Annotated in this window: 17 protein-coding genes and 1 pseudogene; 11 read left to right on the top strand and 7 right to left on the bottom strand. The window is 66.6% G+C overall.

Annotation, left to right across the window (positions count from 1 at the left end; all coding sequences use genetic code 11):
* Window positions 1–87 precede the first annotated feature (87 nt).
* From ABGA94_RS10105 to ABGA94_RS10095, 3 genes and pseudogenes are all read right to left on the bottom strand, one after another.
* Window positions 88–345: pseudogene (locus ABGA94_RS10105) on the bottom strand (arsenate reductase (glutaredoxin)); the annotation flags it as partial.
* Complete coding sequence (locus ABGA94_RS10100; protein WP_005417552.1) at window positions 345–1,499, bottom strand: phospholipase A; 1,155 nt, start codon at window positions 1,497–1,499, stop codon at window positions 345–347. The pseudogene ABGA94_RS10105 and the gene ABGA94_RS10100, both read right to left, overlap by 1 nt.
* A 118-nt stretch (window positions 1,500–1,617) precedes the next feature.
* On the bottom strand, window positions 1,618–2,103 hold the full coding sequence (locus ABGA94_RS10095) for a DUF456 domain-containing protein (protein WP_005417547.1): 486 nt from the start codon (window positions 2,101–2,103) through the stop codon (window positions 1,618–1,620).
* A gap of 235 nt (window positions 2,104–2,338) precedes the next feature.
* On the opposite strand from ABGA94_RS10095, the gene ABGA94_RS10090 reads away from it, so the two are divergent.
* Window positions 2,339–2,548 carry a cold-shock protein gene (locus ABGA94_RS10090; protein WP_005417546.1) on the top strand — a complete coding sequence of 70 codons (210 nt, stop codon included), beginning with the start codon at window positions 2,339–2,341 and terminating at the stop codon, window positions 2,546–2,548.
* Between the two features lie 73 nt (window positions 2,549–2,621).
* Here the strand turns inward: ABGA94_RS10090 and ABGA94_RS10085 are convergent, their stop codons facing one another.
* Window positions 2,622–3,116 (bottom strand): glycine zipper 2TM domain-containing protein, encoded by a 495-nt coding sequence (locus ABGA94_RS10085; protein WP_005417545.1) that lies wholly within the window; start codon window positions 3,114–3,116, stop codon window positions 2,622–2,624.
* A gap of 136 nt (window positions 3,117–3,252) precedes the next feature.
* The gene (locus ABGA94_RS10080) at window positions 3,253–3,687 is read right to left on the bottom strand and encodes a hypothetical protein (RefSeq protein ID WP_375367184.1); all 435 of its coding nucleotides are present in this window, start codon (window positions 3,685–3,687) and stop codon (window positions 3,253–3,255) included.
* 79 nt (window positions 3,688–3,766) lie between these two features.
* Between ABGA94_RS10080 and ABGA94_RS10075 the strand changes: the two genes are divergently transcribed.
* Window positions 3,767–4,594 (top strand): ThiF family adenylyltransferase, encoded by an 828-nt coding sequence (locus ABGA94_RS10075; RefSeq protein ID WP_005417543.1) that lies wholly within the window; start codon window positions 3,767–3,769, stop codon window positions 4,592–4,594.
* 77 nt (window positions 4,595–4,671) lie between these two features.
* Here the strand turns inward: ABGA94_RS10075 and ABGA94_RS10070 are convergent, their stop codons facing one another.
* Together ABGA94_RS10070 and ABGA94_RS10065 are read right to left on the bottom strand one after the other, a co-directional pair.
* Window positions 4,672–5,445, bottom strand: coding sequence for a TatD family hydrolase (locus ABGA94_RS10070; protein ID WP_138952032.1), 774 nt, complete (start codon window positions 5,443–5,445; stop codon window positions 4,672–4,674).
* On the bottom strand, window positions 5,442–5,657 hold the full coding sequence (locus tag ABGA94_RS10065; protein ID WP_005417541.1) for a DUF6116 family protein: 216 nt from the start codon (window positions 5,655–5,657) through the stop codon (window positions 5,442–5,444). The genes ABGA94_RS10070 and ABGA94_RS10065 overlap by 4 nt, the downstream gene beginning before the upstream one ends.
* A 163-nt stretch (window positions 5,658–5,820) precedes the next feature.
* Here ABGA94_RS10065 and ABGA94_RS10060 point away from each other — a divergent pair, with 163 nt between their 5' ends.
* The 9 genes from ABGA94_RS10060 (at window position 5,821) to ABGA94_RS10020 (ending at window position 15,469) form a co-directional block, all read left to right on the top strand.
* Complete coding sequence (locus tag ABGA94_RS10060) at window positions 5,821–6,663, top strand: glycine zipper 2TM domain-containing protein (protein WP_315974226.1); 843 nt, start codon at window positions 5,821–5,823, stop codon at window positions 6,661–6,663.
* 125 nt (window positions 6,664–6,788) lie between these two features.
* Window positions 6,789–7,331 carry a GNAT family N-acetyltransferase gene (locus tag ABGA94_RS10055; RefSeq protein ID WP_005417537.1) on the top strand — a complete coding sequence of 181 codons (543 nt, stop codon included), beginning with the start codon at window positions 6,789–6,791 and terminating at the stop codon, window positions 7,329–7,331.
* Window positions 7,332–7,506: 175 nt separating this feature from the next.
* A complete protein-coding gene (locus ABGA94_RS10050; protein ID WP_032954328.1) occupies window positions 7,507–8,163 on the top strand; it encodes a glutathione S-transferase family protein in 657 nt (218 codons plus the stop codon).
* 61 nt (window positions 8,164–8,224) lie between these two features.
* On the top strand, window positions 8,225–10,504 hold the full coding sequence (locus ABGA94_RS10045; protein WP_005417532.1) for a transketolase C-terminal domain-containing protein: 2,280 nt from the start codon (window positions 8,225–8,227) through the stop codon (window positions 10,502–10,504).
* Between the two features lie 3 nt (window positions 10,505–10,507).
* Window positions 10,508–12,451 (top strand): asparagine synthase (glutamine-hydrolyzing), encoded by a 1,944-nt coding sequence (gene asnB / locus ABGA94_RS10040; RefSeq protein ID WP_005417530.1) that lies wholly within the window; start codon window positions 10,508–10,510, stop codon window positions 12,449–12,451.
* A 66-nt stretch (window positions 12,452–12,517) separates the two neighbouring features.
* Window positions 12,518–13,078: an NADPH-dependent FMN reductase gene (locus ABGA94_RS10035; protein ID WP_049410520.1), complete on the top strand. Its 561-nt coding sequence runs from the start codon at window positions 12,518–12,520 to the stop codon at window positions 13,076–13,078.
* Window positions 13,079–13,324: 246 nt separating this feature from the next.
* Window positions 13,325–14,755 (top strand): replicative DNA helicase, encoded by a 1,431-nt coding sequence (locus tag ABGA94_RS10030; protein WP_005417526.1) that lies wholly within the window; start codon window positions 13,325–13,327, stop codon window positions 14,753–14,755.
* Between the two features lie 247 nt (window positions 14,756–15,002).
* Window positions 15,003–15,215, top strand: a complete 213-nt coding sequence (locus ABGA94_RS10025; RefSeq protein WP_005417525.1) for a hypothetical protein — start codon at window positions 15,003–15,005, stop codon at window positions 15,213–15,215.
* Complete coding sequence (locus ABGA94_RS10020) at window positions 15,212–15,469, top strand: hypothetical protein (RefSeq protein ID WP_065178304.1); 258 nt, start codon at window positions 15,212–15,214, stop codon at window positions 15,467–15,469. Before ABGA94_RS10025 ends, ABGA94_RS10020 begins: the two co-directional genes overlap by 4 nt.
* Window positions 15,470–15,489 lie beyond the last annotated feature (20 nt).

Raw genomic sequence — 15,489 nt, 5'->3', positions numbered from 1 at the left:
GTCCTGCATCGATCAGGTTTGCCGTGGATGATTCGCGCGTGGCCGGCGACATTGTTCTGGACACGGCAGGTGTCAGCCATGGCGGACTGGATGTTCGCTCATCGCCGCCAGCAGCGTGGCGTCGTCGGCGCCGTCCAGGCCCAGTTCGGCGAACAGCGCCTCCTTGCTGCGTACCAGTTCCTGTGCGTGCAGCCGGGATTCGGCCAGTACCTGGCGCAGCGTGGCTGCGTCCGGCGGGTTGCCCAGGTAGTCGATCACCACCGGCTCGAAGCCCGCATCGCGGATCAGTTTCAGTGCGCCGCGCGAGTTGCTGCAGGCCGGGTTGTGCCAGATCGTCACGTCCATCAGAACCACTCCAGCAGAGACACGCCCACACCCACGTAGGTGGCCTTGTGGTTGTAGTCGATCAGGCTTTCGCCGTAGCCGTCGAAGACCTGCACATGGCCACGCAGCAGGTTGCTGATCGGGAAGCCGTAGTCCAGCTGCAGCGCACCGTGCGAACGGCTTCCGGTGCGCAGTGAATGGCGCGCCATCAGCGAGACCTCATGCCCATTGCGGTTCCAGGTCAGGGTAGCGTCGCCGCGGCCCATGTAATCCTCGATGTCCGGATTGTTGTCTTCGCTGCGGCTTTCCGGAATGCGGTACCAGGGACGCAGCACCAGCGCCCAGTTCTCGCGGTCCAGGCCGATGTTGAGCATGACCCGGTTCCAGCTGCGTGACAGCGGGTCGGCGCGGCCATTGGACTGGTGGTTCAGCGCGATGCCGGTCATGCGCCCGCGCCAGCCACCGATCGAGTAGCCGTTGCGGAACACCATCATCACTTCCGGCTCGTAATTGGTTTCGCGGAACGGGCGCGAATCCTCGCTGTTGTAGGCCTGCCAGCGCGAACTCTGGGTGTAGCCGGCCCAGATGTCGCCGTTGTCGCCGAACAGGTTCTCGACGATCTTGGTCTTGAAGCTGATCTGGAACTTCAGCTCGGCACTGTCGAGTACCTGCGGGGTGGTTACGCTGTTGGCCGGGTTCGGCGAGTGCGGCATGGTGTTGCGATCGCTGGTCCAGAAGGCGGGCAGCAGGTACACCGGCTTGTAGGCGCGCAGTTGGAACGGCCCCAGCTTGGAGTCCTCGGCCAGTTCCCAGCGGCTGTCCAGCAGCGAACCGCGGCCGGCGTTGGCCAGCGCGCTGTCCGGCGTCGCCGGGCGGAACAGGTCGCTCACCCGCTCGCGCAGCTTTTCCTCGCCCTGGCTCACGCGCGCGGTCTGCCGTTCTTCGCGGCGGGCCTGTGCAGCCGCTTCGGCGGCAGCATCAGCGGCGGCGGTAGCCTCCGGGGTATGCCCGAACAGGCGGTCATAGCAGGCCAGCCGGGCCGCGTCGGTGGTAATTGCCGCGCAGGCGGCCGGTGAGGTATCGGCGGTAGGCGCGAACTCCTGCGCAGCCAGCGGTGCACTGGCCAGGGCAAGCGCCAGCGGCGCCAGACGGGGAGACAGCGTGGGGAGGGTCATTGCAGCAGGCCCTTCGATGAATTCGGGAATCACACAGTGTGGCGGCTGTGCCGGATCGCGGCCAGCCCCACGGTTTATGCACGGTCACAGCGTGCGCGTGGCGTGAAGGCCCGGTGGCTCAGAAGAACCAGGCGAACGCGAACAGGCCCAGCATCGCGATCACGACCGCCAGTTTCAGTGCCAGGCCAAGCAGGATGCCGAGCCAGGTGGCCAGACCGACCCTGGTCGAGCGGCCGAGTTCGCGGGTGTGCCAGTACTCGCCGAGCAGGGCACCGACCAGCGGTCCGGCGAACAGGCCGATGGGCATGAAGAACAGGCCGACGATGCTGCCGACGAAGGTTCCCCACAGCGCCTTGCGGCTGGCACCGACACGCTGCGCGCCGACCACCGTGGCCAGCACGTCCACCAGCAGCGAAAGCAGGGTCAGTACCCCAAGCGCGACCAGGGTAGGCCAGCCGACGTGGGCAAAGCCGTCGGCCCAGGCGGCCAGCAGCAGTCCGATGAACACCAGCGGGATGCCCGGGAGGGCCGGCAGGATGATGCCGGCGATGCCTATCAGGACAAAAATGACCGCTAGCAGATACAAGATGAATGAGAGTCCCATGCTGTCCCGTATGGAGTCCGTTTTGGGGTTGACAGTGAAAGATTTTGCCAGTTGCTTTTTCGTTTTGGCCGGGTTAAGTTGCAGTCGCTGAGCTTGGCAAGGTCACCGTGGATCGTGGCCTGATGAAGCAAGATCTTCCCGATCCGCTGCATCGATGCACCTCGCTTCCCCCTTGCTTGTCAGCCGCCCACCAGGCGTTTCCAACAACAAGAGAGAGTCAAAGGGAGTTAGTGAGATGGCTGATCGCGAGACCGGTACCGTAAAGTGGTTCAATGATGCGAAGGGCTTCGGCTTCATCAGCCGGCAGAATGGCGAGGACGTGTTCGTGCACTTCCGCGCCATCGAGACCCAGGGCTTCAAGAGCCTCAAGGAAGGCCAGAGTGTGAGCTTTGAAGTCGTGCAGGGCCAGAAGGGCCTGCAGGCTGACAAGGTCCAGCCGATGTAACACCTGCCGTCCGTCGGCATGAAAAAAGGCCCGCGCAAGCGGGCCTTTTTCTTTGCCTTTGGCCCGCTGCAGGTCAGCGCAGGATGACCTTGCCGTTGACCACGCGCACATAGGTGTTCTCACGGATGCCACCCAGGTCACGCTGGTTGACCACGATGGTGCGGCCATCATCCATGCGCACGCTGATGTCGTAGGTATCGCTGGTCACATTCTTCTGGATCTGGTTGCCGGCCAGGGCGCCACCGACTGCGCCTGCAGCGGCGGCAATGTTCTTGTTGCCACGGCTGCCACCGGTGTGGTCGGAGATTTCATGGCCGGCCACGGCGCCAACGATGCCGCCGAGGATCGCGCCGGTCGCGCTGGGTGCGGTGCGGCCCGAGGGCACGGTGTTGATGCGGGTGACGATGCCACAGTCCGCGCAGCGGCCCTGGTTGTAGCCGCCGTTGTTGCCGTAGCCGCCGTTGTTGTAGCCGTTGTTGTAACCACCGCCACTGTAACCGGGCGAGGTGGCACAACCGGCCAGCGCGAGGGTAGCGATGGCGCTGGCGGCGATGAGCTGGATCTTCATGGGGCGTCTCCTGGCCGTGAAGGCGGGTATGTTGGGTGGTACTGCGTCATGCAGCAGGGTGGACGAATCCTCTCCCTTCGAACGTGAACAACGCGCCAACCACGCACCCGATGCCCGGCTGCAGGATGAACGCGCCTCAGCGGAAATCCTGGTGGCAGGCCCGGCAATCGGCCTGCAGCGTTTCCACGAGCTGGGCCAAGGCCCTGCAGTCGCCTGGCGGTGCAGCCAGCGCCGTGTTGAGGTTGCCGCGAAGTCGGCTGGCGTGCTGCTGGAACTGCGTGCTGTCCTTCAGCCCGGGAAACGCCAGGTCCAGGTCATTGGACAACAGGCGTAGCGCCTGCAGCCGCGGCACGCTGTCGGCCAGGCTGCAGCGGTTGTGCTGCTGGGCCCGCTGCAGCAGCTGCGACTGCCGCTGCATCACCTGCATCAGGCTGTCCGGGAACGGGTCGCGACGCGCCTGCAGGGCGCGGCCTACCATCACCGTGGCGACCAGGCCGATCAGCAGGCCCAGGCACAGTACGAACAGGTAGCGATGGGCAGGGGACAGGCGGCGGGGCGGGCTGGCGTTCATGCGGGCTCTCCGGGCGTGCAACGGTGGGTTCGACGTCGGCGTGCTTTGGGCGCTGGCACCTGCACGTTAAAATAGCCCGATGAACGAACAGGTCAAACAACGCTTTGCCGGCATCGAACGGCTGTATGGCGTGGGTGCGCTCGAGCGCCTGCAGGGCAGCCGCGTGGCGGTGGTCGGCATGGGCGGCGTCGGCTCGTGGGTGGTGGAGGCGCTGGCCCGTTCGGCGGTCGGTCATCTCACCCTGATCGATGCCGACGACATCTGCGTGTCCAACACCAACCGGCAGCTGCCGGCGATGGAAGGCAATTACGGGCGCAACAAGGCCGAGGCGATGGCCGAGCGCTGCCGTGCGATCAATCCGGGGATCGACGTCGATGCCGTGCAGGCATTCCTGACGATGTCCAACATGGCTGAGCTGCTGGACCGCGGGTTCGATCTGGTGATCGATGCCTGCGACAGCTTCCGGGTCAAGGTCGAGACGATCGCCTGGTGCCGCCGCCGCAAGCTGCCGCTGCTGACCGTCGGCGCTGCCGGTGGCCGCACCGACCCGACCCTGGTACGTATCCGCGACGTCTCGCGAACCGAGCACGACGCCATGCTGGCGCTGATCCGCAAGAAGCTGCGCAGCGAGTTCAACTTCCCGAAGAACGCCAAGCGCTATTTCGGCGTGCCGGCCGTGTATTCGCTGGAGAATGTGAAGTACCCGCAGGCCGATGGCAGCGTCTGCGGCATTCGTCCGAACCTGGGTGCCGATGCGGCGTTGAAGCTGGACTGCGGCGCCGGTCTGGGCGCGGCGACCCACATCACCGGCGCGTTCGCCTTTGCGGCGGTGGGCAAGGCGCTTGAGATGCTGCTGGAGCCGAAGAAGGCGAAAACCGAGGTGACCGAGGCCTACGCCGACGCGTGACGGTGGTGCCGGCCGCTGGCCGGCATCGGGTTCGTCGCCGTCGTTACAGCGTGCCGGCCAAGGTCGGGCCCCCGCCGTCACATTGCCGGCAGCGCGAACAGCCGCCGTGCATTCTCTGTCGTGGCCTGTGCCAGGGCCTCCAGCTCCATTCCGCGCAGCGCGGCCACGTGCCGGGCAATGGTTGCCAGCCGTGCCGGTTCGTTGCGCTGGCCGCGGACCCCTGCGTCGGGCTGGTCGGGCGCGTCGGTTTCCAGCAGCAGCTGCTCCAGCGGCATCCCGCGTACCAGCCGTTGCAGGCGCTGCGCCCGCTCGTAGGTCAGCGGACCGCCAAGGCCCAGCAGGAAGCCGTGCCTGTGCAGTTGCGCGGCCTGTTCAGGGCTGCCGGAAAAACTGTGCACCACGCCGCGCAGGCCGCCGACGCGACGGATCGCGGCGATCACCGCATCCACCGCGCGTCGCGCGTGCACGATCACCGGCAGATCGAATTCTCGGGCCAGTTCCAGCTGGCCGATGAAATACGCCTGTTGAGCCTCGGCATCCAGTCCTTCGACGAAGAAGTCGAGGCCGCATTCGCCGATCGCGCAGGGGCGTTCGCGCTCGATCCACTCGCGCAGCAGTGGCAGGTGCCCAGGCTGGTGATCGGCCAGGAACATCGGGTGCAGGCCGAAGGCCGGGTACAGCCCGGGCGCCTGCTGGCAGACCTCGCGCAGTTTCGGCCAGCTGGCAGCGGTGACCGCTGGCACCACCTGTTGGCGCACACCCACGGCCTGCGCCCGCTCGATCACCGCGGCACGGTCAGGGTCGAACGCGCTCGCGTCGAGATGACAGTGGCTGTCGACCAGCACGCTCAACGCTGTTCCAGCGGCGGTGGCGTGGTGGCGTTGCGGCTCTTCCAGTTCGCCAGCAGCAGCGTGCCGAAGCCCAGCACCAGCTCATCGATGAACGGGATCGGGTCCGGGATGAACAGCGTCAGCACGAACAGGCCGGCGGTGAGCTTGAACAGGGTGGGGTAGCGCAGCCGGCGCGCCCATTGCAGTACTGGCAGCAGCATCGGGTTGGCCATGGCGGGGATCCTCGTGGGGAATATGCAAACGCTACCACGGGCCCTGCATTTCCCGATGCTGAATGGGTTACAGCAATGAGCAGGAAATGTGGAGATTCCGTTCAGGCAGCGCGTGCTGCAATCTGTCCCGAGAACGTTGCGGATGGTCCGCAAGGAGCAGGTCATGAAAAGCACAACTACAACTGTCCTGGTCGCAGCGGGCGCGCTGCTGGTTGGTGGCATCGCCACCGCCGCCTTCATGAAGAGTGGCGACCGCTCGCCCGACTCCATCAGCGCCGCAACCCCCAATGGCGAGTCGCGCCTGGTTGATGGCAACGCCACCGACGATGGCGTGCGTGGTGACCAGCTCGACCCGTCCGCGCCGCGCGGGCTGGAATATGCCGATGTGCTGAAGGTCGACCCGATCACCGAGAAGCAGAAGGCCTATGCCACCGTGATCGGCACCGATCCGGTGCGTGAGATCTCCACCACCCAGACCCCGCACGAGGTCTGCCAGGACGTGACGGTGCAGGAACGCCTGCCGGAGCGTGATGGCAACGTTGGCGGTACCGTGGTTGGCGCGGTGGTGGGTGGCCTGCTCGGCAACCAGGTCGGTGGCGGCAACGGCAAGAAGGCCGCGACCGCAGCCGGTGCGGTGGCCGGTGGCTTGATCGGCAACCAGATCGACAAGCGCCACGTGGGCGGCCGCGTGGTCAACCGCACCGAGCGCCAGTGCCACACCGAAACCGCAACGTCCGAGTCGAGCCGCGTCACCGGTTACAACGTGACCTATCGCAACGAAGACGGCACCACCGGCACCATGCGCATGGCCAGCAAGCCGGGCAGCCGCATCGCCATGGGTACCAATGATGTGGTGAAGGGCTACAACGTGACCTATCGCTATGATGGCGCCGAGAAGACTGTGCGCATGGACAACAAGCCGGCCAGCGATCGCCTGCCGGTGGTCGATGGCCAGCTGGTCACGCAGACCGCTGCTGCCGGCGCCACGGCGGCCACGCGCCAGTAATCCAGAACATCCTGCTGCACCCGACGGGCCGGCTCATGCCGGCCCGTTTCGTTGTGCGCACGGGCATTCATCCGTGGGCAAAGGGAATCGACCATGATGGACGCCCCCTTCGACAAGGAGTCGGCATGAGCATCTTCGACCTGCGCCTGGAAACCGAGCGGCTGATCCTGCGCCCGCTGCTGCGCGAGGACTACGAACCGTACCTGGCATTCTGTGCCGACGAGGAAACGATGCGCACCCTGGGGGGTGTTCAACCGCCCTCGGTGGCATGGCGCGGCTTCTGCAGCCTGGCCGGCGCCTGGCAGCTGTTCGGCTTCTCGATGTTCAGCGTGATCGAGAAATCCAGCGGTGACTGGATCGGCCGGATGGGACCGTGGCAGCCGCAGGACTGGCCTGGAACCGAGGTCGGTTGGGGTATTCGGCATGCCAGCTGGGGCCGGGGCTATGCACCGGAAGCGGCGGTTGCTGCCATCGACTGGGCATTTGACACGCTGGGCTGGGACGAGGTGATCCACACCATCGCCGAGAACAACGACAACTCGAGGGCGGTCGCGCGCAAGCTGGGCAGCACGCTGCTGCGCATGGGAGAGCTGCCGCCGCCGTACAACGACAAGCCGATGCAGATCTGGGGCCAGTCGCGAGAACAGTGGCGGCAGCGCGTGCGCTGAGCGTTGCCGGTAGTGCCGGCCGCTGGCCGGCAACCTCGATGTGGCAGGATTCGTGCGATTGCCGGCCAGCGGCCAGCGTTACCGTGTTGCCATGCTGCATCCGCGCTTGGCATTCACCGGCGGGCTTGCCAGACTGCGTGCAGCTGGCCGCCGGCCGGATCCGAGGAAGCAGGCAATGGTGGAAGAGCGCGTCCCGTTGACGGTGCATGGCATGTCGGTGTCCGGCAATTGCCACAAGGTCCGCCTGCTGCTGGAGCAGCTCGGCAGCCGCTACCGCTGGGTGGAAGTGGACAGTGCCCATGGCCAGACCCACACCGCCGAGTTCCTTGCGCTCAATCCCAACGCCAAGGTGCCGTTGATCGTCCGCGACGATGGCCGCGTGTTGACTGAATCCAATGCGATCCTGTTCTGGTTGGCCGAAGGGACGCCCTACCTGCCTACCGACGGTTGGGAACGCGCGCAGGCATTGAGCTGGATGTTCTTCGAGCAGTACACGCACGAGCCATGCGTGGCGGTAGCGCGCTTCATCCGCGGCTGGACACCGCCCGATTCACCGCGCCGTGCTGAACTGCCACGCCTGCACGAGCGCGCCGCCACCGCGCTGGCGGTGATGGAGCAGCACCTGCGCGAAGCGCAGTGGTTCACCGGCAGCGCATACGGTATCGCCGACATTGCGCTGTTCGCCTATACCGACGTCGCAGGCGAGGGCGGCATCAGCCTGGCGCCCTTCCCGGAAGTGCGCGCCTGGCTGCAGCGCGTGCGCGCGCAGCCGCGCTTCGTGGCGATGCCAGCGGTGACCGCCGAGGTGCGCGCGCGCTTCGAGGCTGCCTGATCCCACAGGGTAGCGCCCGGCGTTGCCGGGTGGAATGCAACAACGACACGGAGGGTGTTCGATGTTTGCTGTGGTCCCAGATCCGATTCCTGCGCGCATGCGCGTGCTCAACCGCGCCGAAGTGTGCGACGCCAATTTCCTCGATGCGGTGCGTGGCTGGCGAGGCACACCGCGCGCACGTCCTGCACCGGACGCGCCGATCCTGCCGGGCAGCTCGCTCAGCGCTGCGGCCTTCGGTGAGCTGTTCGATTCCCAGCTGGCCAGCCGCCAGCTGGACCTGATGGCGCGCGTATTGCGCGTGCAGAACAAGGTCTTCTATACCATCGGGTCGTCCGGCCATGAAGGCAACGCGCTGCTGGCGCGGGCCTGCCGGCATACCGACCCCGCATTCCTGCACTATCGCTCCGGCGCCTTCATGGTCGAGCGCTCGCGCCAGGTGCCGGGCATCGACCCGTTGCGCGATGCGGCGCTTTCATTCGCGGCCAGCGCCGATGACCCGGCCAGTGGCGGCCGGCACAAGGTGTGGGGCAGCAAGCCATTGTGGGTATTGCCGCAGACCTCGACCATCGCCTCGCACCTGCCGAAAGCGCTGGGCACCGCGCTGGCCATCGAGAGTGGCAAGCGGCTGGGCCATGCGCTTCCCATTCCGGCCGACAGCATCGTGCTGTGCTCGTTCGGCGACGCCTCGGCCAACCATGCCACTGCGCAGACCGCATTCAACACCGCGATGTGGGCGGCCTACCAGAAACTGCCGGCGCCAATCCTGTTCGTCTGCGAGGACAACGGGCTGGGCATCTCGGTGAAGACGCCGGACGGCTGGATTGCCGAGCGCTTCAGCCACCAGCCAGGGCTGGACTATTTCTTTGCCGATGGCCTCGACCTGGCCACTGGGCACGCCCAGGTGCAGGCCGCAGTGGACCACTGCCGGCGGACGCGGCGACCGACCTTCCTGCATCTGCGCACCACGCGCCTGATGGGCCACGCCGGCACCGACTTCGAGGTGGAATGGCGTGCATTGCCGGAATTGTGCGCGGCCGAGGCACAGGATCCGCTGTTGCGCTCGGCGCAGATCGCGCTGGAATCGGGCTGGATGGATGCAGGCGCCATCGAAGTGGCCTACGAGACGATGCGCGCGCGCTGCATGGCCGCCGCTGCCGATGCCGAAGGCCGTGCGAAGCTGCAGTCGCTGCAGGAGGTCATGGCGCCATTGGCACCCTATACGCCCGCAGCGGTGCAGGCCGAAGCCCGGCGCGAGGTCGCCGACGAAGCGCGCGAGGCACTCTATGGCCGTACCGAGGCCTTGCCGGAACGACAGGCGCCACGGCATCTCGCGATCCAGATCAACCACGGCCTGCTGGAACTGCTTGCGAAGTATCCGCAGAGCCTGCTGTTCGGCGAGGACGTGGCTCAGAAGGGCGGTGTCTACACTGTCACCAAGGATCTGCTGCGCCGCTTCGGTCCACGCCGGGTGTTCAACACGCTGCTGGATGAAACCATGATCCTGGGCATGGCGCAGGGCCTGGCCAACCTGGGCATGCTGCCGATTCCGGAGATCCAGTACCTGGCCTACCTGCACAACGCCATCGACCAGCTGCGTGGTGAAGCCTGTTCGCTGCAGTTCTTCTCCAACGACCAGTACCGCAACCCGATGCTGGTGCGGGTGGCCGGGCTGGGCTATCAGAAGGGTTTCGGCGGGCACTTCCACAACGACAACTCGATCACCGCGTTGCGCGACATCCCCGGGCTGGTGGTCGGCTGCCCCTCGCGCGGCGACGATGCGGTGATGATGCTGCGCACGCTGGCCGCATTGGCGCGGGTGGATGGGCGCGTGGCGGTGTTCCTGGAGCCGATCGCGCTGTACATGAGCAAGGACCTGCACGAAGCAGGGGATGGCCAGTGGCTGTTCGACTACCCGGCACAGGGCCAGGCGCTGGTGCCGGGCGAGGGCCGGGTGTATGCACCGGAGGCCGGAGACCTGGTGATCTACACCTATGGCAATGGCGTGCCGATGGCGTTGCGCGCGGCGCGGGCGATCGAGCAGCAGCTGGGCTGGCAGGTGCGGGTGGTCGACCTGCGCTGGCTGGTACCGTTGGATGCCGGCTTCATCGCGGCCCAGGCCGCGAGCGCGCGGCGGGTGCTGGTGCTGGACGAAGGCCGCCACAGCGGCGGAGTGGGTGAGGGCGTGGTCACGGCACTGGTCGAGGCCGGCTTTGGTCACCTGCCGCTGCGCCGCGTCTGTGGCGCCGACACCTACACGCCACTGGCAGGGGCAGCAATGTTCGGGCTTCCAAGCGACAATGCGGTGATTGGCGCCGCCCTCGACCTGGCGCAGGAACCCTGATGCATGTGTGGATTGGCGGGAATGTTGTTGCCGGCGCCGCTGGCGTCGGCCGAGGCGCTGCAGGCGCAGGCGCTGGCCATGGGCCAGGCGCTGCACCATCGCGGGCCGGATGATGGCGGCAGCTGGGTCGATGCCGAGGCGGGCATCGCGCTGGCGCATCGACGCCTGAGCATCCTCGACCTGTCCCCGCTGGGCCACCAGCCGATGGCCTCGGCGGACGGCCGCTACGTGATGGCCTACAACGGCGAGGTCTACAATTTCGCGGCCCTGCGTGAACAGCTGGAGCCGCTGGGGTACACCTTCCGCGGCCATTCCGACACCGAAGTACTGCTGGCGGCGATCCTGCAGTGGGGCGTCGAAGACACCCTGCAGCGCTGCAACGGCATGTTCGCCATCGCGCTGTGGGACCGTCAGGATCGTTGCCTGTGGCTGGCCCGCGACCGCGTCGGCAAGAAGCCGCTGTACTACGGCTGGGCCGGCGACACGCTGGTGTTCGGTTCGGAACTGAAGGCGCTCTGGCAACATCCGGCGTTCGACAACGACATCGACCGCGATGCGCTCACCTTGCTGCTGCGGCTGGATTACATCCCGGCGCCGCACAGCATCCACCAGCGCTGCTACAAGCTGATGCCGGGCCGAGTGCTGCGGCTGGATGCAGCGGCTGTGGCCGCAGGCGCCGCGGCACACCGCCCGGAGCAGGCGCAGCGCCCGTACTGGGATGCGCGCGCACGCATGCAGGCGGCGTTGGCCGCCCCGTTCCAGGGCCGCATCGAGGAGGCCGAGGAACAGCTGGATACGCTGCTGCGCGATGCGGTGGCGCTGCGCATGGTGGCCGACGTGCCGGTCGGCGTATTCCTGTCCGGCGGCACGGACTCATCGCTGGTGGCAGCGCTGATGCAGGCGCAGAGCGGGCAGCCGGTGCATAGTTTCAGCATCGGCTTCACCGACTCGGGACATGACGAAGCTCCGCTGGCCAGGGAGCTGGCGGCTCATCTCGGCTGTGATCACACCGAGTTGTACGTCAGTGGCGCCGACGCGCTGGCGGTGGTGCCGCAGTTGCCGGCGATGTTCGATGAACCTTTTGCCGATGCGTCGCAGGTGCCGACCGCGCTGGTGGCACGGCTGGCACGGCAGGGCGTGACCGTCGCGCTGTCCGGCGACGGTGGCGATGAGCTGTTCTTCGGCTACACCCGCTATGTACGCGCGCTGCGCAACTGGCAGATGCTCGGACGCGTGCCGGGGCCGCTGCGGCGCTGGATGGGCGCACGCTCGCAGCAGCAGGGCGAGGCCTCGCGGACCGGTGGCCTGGCGGCGCTGCTGGCCGAGACAGGCGCACGTGGCATCGGCGACGTCTACCGCAACCGCATCTCGCGCTGGCGCGACCCTGCCGCGGCGGTACCCGGTGCGCAGGCGGCCGGCAGCTTCTACGACCTGGCCGATCCGCTGCACGGCGCGGGGACACCGGCTGACGCGATGATGCTGGCCGATTTCGTGACCTACCTGCCCGATGACCTGTTGTGCAAGGTCGACCGGACCTCGATGGCGGTCAGCCTGGAGGCGCGCGCGCCATTGCTGGACTGGCGCGTGGCCGAGTTCGCCTGGTCGCTGCCGCTGGGCTTCAAGCGCAGTGAGACGACCAGCAAGGTGCTGCTCAAGCGCGTGCTGGGCCGTTACGTGCCGCATTCAATGGTGCACCGTCCCAAGCGCGGTTTTGGCGCACCGGTCAGTGACTGGTTGAAGGGCGACCTGCGACCCTGGGCAGAGGACCTGCTGCAGCCGGCGCGGCTGGAGCGTGAGGGCGTGCTGTCGGCGGCGGCGGTGCAGCCGCTGTGGCAGCAGTTCCTGGGGGGGCAGCGCAAGTGGCATACCCACTTGTGGAACGTGCTGATGTTCCAGGCCTGGCAGGCGCATTGGCGGCAGGCGCGGACCGGCGTGACCGGCGGCTGATCTTCACCGGATGGCACGGGCCTGGCGACTAGGCTGGGCCTCCCGCACCGTGAGGAGTATGTCCCGATGTCCGTCCCCACCATCGCCGTGTTCGTTGGCAGCCTGCGCAAGGATTCCTGCAACCGCAAGCTGGCCCATGCGCTGGAGAAGCTCGCCGGTGATCGCGCGCGCTTCCAGTACGTGCAGATCGGCGATCTGCCGTTGTACGACCAGGATTTCGACGCTGATTATCCGCCGCAGGGCACCCGGCTGAAGGATCAGGTGCGCGCCGCTGACGCGGTGCTGTTCGTGACACCCGAGTACAACCGGTCGGTGCCCGGCGTGCTCAAGAACGCCATCGATATCGGATCGCGCCCGTACGGTGACAGTGCGTTTGCCGGCAAGCCGGCGGCGGTGATCGGCGCCTCCATCGGCCAGATCGGTACCGCCGTGGCCCAGCAGCACCTGCGCAACAGCCTGGCCTTCCTGGACATGCATGTGCTCGGCCAGCCCGAGGCATTCATCCACTTCAAGGACGGCCTGATCGATGCCGATGGCACGATCCACAACGAAGGCACGCAGAAGTTCCTGCAGGGCTACGTGGACCGGTTCCTGGCGTTGATCGCAGTGCACGTCAAGGGCGATTGACGCCTGCGGGTCAGAGTCCCCTGCGTCGCAGGGGATCCGACCCCGGGGCGCTGATCTGCGATAATGTCCCGCTCGGGCGCCGCAATGGCGCCCGTCGCAGGCAGTGCGACGCTTTCACGCCAGTCTGGCCAGGTACCGGCGGATATCCCCCGTTTTCCCACGGCTTATCCACAGGCTTGTCCATGGCTGCCGGGGTCGGCACATGCCTACACTCGTCTGGCCCACTTTTGCAGGAAACACCGCAGCATGTCCGCTCGTCCCGGCTTCCGTTCCAACCGCAGAGAGCGCGGTGATGGCTTCGATCGCGATCGCGACGAGTCGCGCATCGACCAGTTGCGGGTACCGCCCCATTCGGTGGAAGCCGAGCAGGCGGTGCTGGGTGGCCTGATGCTGGCGCCCGAGGCGTATGACCGTGTCAACGACCAGCTGACCGAAAGCGACTTCTATCGTCGCGATCACCAGATGATCTATCGTGCGATCCGCGAGCTGTCCGAGCGCGAACGGCCGTTCGACGCGGTGACGCTGGGCGAGTGGTTTGAATCGCAGGGCAAGATGGAACTGGTGGGTGACGGCGCCTACCTGATCGAACTGGCCAGTACCACGCCGTCAGCTGCCAACATCGTGGCCTACGCCGAGATCGTGCGCGACAAGGCGGTGCTGCGGCAGCTGATCCAGGTCGGCACCGACATCGTCAACGACGGTTTCCAGCCGGAGGGGCGTGACAGCAGCGAGCTGCTGGCCTCGGCGGAAAAGAGCGTGTTTGCAATCGCCGAACAGGGTGCGCGTGGCCGTACCGATTTCGTGGCCATGCCCGGTGCACTGAAGGATGCCTTCGAGGAGCTGCGCAACCGCTTCGAGAACGGCGGCAACATCACCGGCCTGCCGACCGGTTACAACGATTTCGACGCGATGACCGCTGGCCTGCAGCCGACCGACCTGATCATCCTCGCGGCGCGCCCGGCAATGGGCAAGACCACCTTCGCGCTGAACATCGCCGAGTACGCGGCGATCAAGTCGAAGAAGGGCGTGGCGGTGTTCTCGATGGAAATGTCGGCGTCGCAGCTGGCGATGCGCCTGATTTCCTCCAATGGACGCATCAACGCGCAGCGCCTGCGTACCGGCCAGCTGGAAGACGAGGACTGGAGCCGCGTCACCAGCGCGATCAAGATGCTGAAGGAAACCAAGATCTTCATCGACGACACGCCGGGCGTGTCGCCTGAAGTGCTGCGTTCCAAGTGCCGCCGCCTCAAGCGCGAGCATGACCTGGGCCTGGTGGTGATCGATTACCTGCAGCTGATGAGCGTGCCGGGCAACAGCGAGAACCGCGCGACCGAAATCTCGGAAATCTCGCGTTCGCTGAAGGGCCTGGCCAAGGAACTGAACGTGCCAGTGATCGCGCTGTCGCAGCTCAACCGCTCGCTGGAAACGCGTACCGACAAGCGCCCGGTGATGGCCGACCTTCGCGAATCGGGCGCAATCGAGCAGGACGCGGACATGATCGTGTTCATCTACCGCGACGACTACTACAACAAGGAAAACTCGCCGGACAAGGGCCTGGCCGAAATCATCATCGGCAAGCACCGTGGTGGTCCGACTGGCTCGTGCAAACTGAAGTTCTTCGGTGAGTACACCCGCTTCGACAACCTGGCCCACGACTCGGTCGGTTCGTTCGAATAGCGGTCATGCCTGCCGCTGGCCGGCAACCACCATCGGGCGCTGCAGAGCCAAGGCACCGGCAGGAGCTGCTGTCAGCGCGGGTTCCATGCGGTCGCCACGAAGCGCAGCCGGGCATGGGCGTGGCGTTGCACTGCGCTGGACCGGTTTCATCGCCGCCAGCCCGGTTTCGTCGCAAACTGTTTGCCGGCGCCAGGGCAGGGCGCCAAGGTGTCCGCAGGCGGCAGGGTGCCGTCCCAAGGAGACCGTGATGAAGACCCTGTTCGCGCTCGGTGTGTGGTGCCTGCTGTTCGTACTGTGCTGGCCGCTGGCGATCCTCGCCCTGATCGCCTGGCCGTTCGTGTGGCTGCTGAGCCTGCCGTTCCGACTGGTCGGCATCACCTTCTCGGCGCTGTTCGCCTTCCTGCGCGCGCTGTTCATGCTGCCGGCGCGCATGCTCGGTGGCCGGGCGGTGCCCGCATGAGGGCGGTGGTGCTGGTCGGTCTGGCCCTGTTGGCGGGCCCGCTACAGGCCGCTCCTCCAGCACCGCCTTCGGTGTGGCTGGAGCGCCAGCAGGCAGCCGGTGCCGACGAAGCGAATGCTGCTGGGGCGAAGGCTTCGACGGGGCCCGGGGACAGGGAGCGCTGCCGGGTCACGAAGGAATGGAAGGTCGGCGAGACGGTGGTGCAGCATCGGATCTGTGACGATCCACCGAAGAAGCCCGCTGGAAAGGTGTAGCGCCGAGCCCAATGCTCGGC

It is taken from the genome of Stenotrophomonas sp. 3diitr2024 (assembly GCF_042136455.1).
In the GTDB taxonomy this organism is placed as follows: Bacteria; Pseudomonadota; Gammaproteobacteria; order Xanthomonadales; family Xanthomonadaceae; genus Stenotrophomonas; species Stenotrophomonas sepilia.
Note: the sequence above shows the minus strand (reverse complement) of the source record. Positions and strands in the feature narration are given on the sequence as shown.